The 659-nt window shown below is 37.0% G+C and carries 1 protein-coding gene; it reads right to left on the bottom strand.

What is annotated here, in order from left to right:
• Positions 1-130 precede the first annotated feature (130 nt).
• Positions 131-478 carry a hypothetical protein gene (locus DXH47_RS11555; protein WP_225423587.1) on the bottom strand — a complete coding sequence of 116 codons (348 nt, stop codon included), beginning with the start codon at positions 476-478 and terminating at the stop codon, positions 131-133.
• Between the last annotated feature and the right edge of the window lie 181 nt (positions 479-659).

Here is a 659-nt window from a genome sequence, read left to right as displayed (position 1 = left end):
GAGATTTGTCTTGGTGTTTTTTATTTTATCAATTAGCTAAAAGTATTTGGCTAACTTGATTATAAAACGCGCGACTTAAAAATATTATCAATATTTTGAGAATTTTGGTGTGTGAGAAATACAGCCTTTACTAAGATAATAATCGTCGGATTTGTTTCGTGAAATTCTGTACCTTCCCGTCAGCATGCTTAGCAGCCAAAATCCCATATTCAACTTCAATATCGGTCTTAAGCGGAACAGTAACAAGGTTTGGGTGAATATTTTTCCATGGCGTTAAATTAACCAGCGCCACATTATCATCAACCGCTTGGTTAAATACATTAATATCATAACGACCATTTGTGTACTTAATTGAGATATCTGGATGACGCTCCAGTATCTCTTGTCGCAACTGGTCGTTTTTTTCGCTTATGCCGGGTGGCACCATCAGCAAAGTTTGATCTTCTAAATCATCAATGGAAAGTTCTTCTTTAGTCACTAGGGGATTATCACTGCGCACAGCGATTCCGAATTGATAAGTCCCAAGGGGAATGGCATTAACTGTGCATGGCGGTTATAAAATGTAGGAAAATGACGGCGTAAAAATGTCGGTTTTCCTACATTTTTTGATATTATGAATCACATTGACTTTAGGAGGTTTTCAATGTGAGACATGATGT

This window comes from Levilactobacillus suantsaii, from assembly GCF_004115745.1.
Taxonomy (GTDB): Bacteria; Bacillota; Bacilli; order Lactobacillales; family Lactobacillaceae; genus Levilactobacillus; species Levilactobacillus suantsaii.
This window is presented reverse-complemented; position numbering and strand designations above follow the sequence as displayed.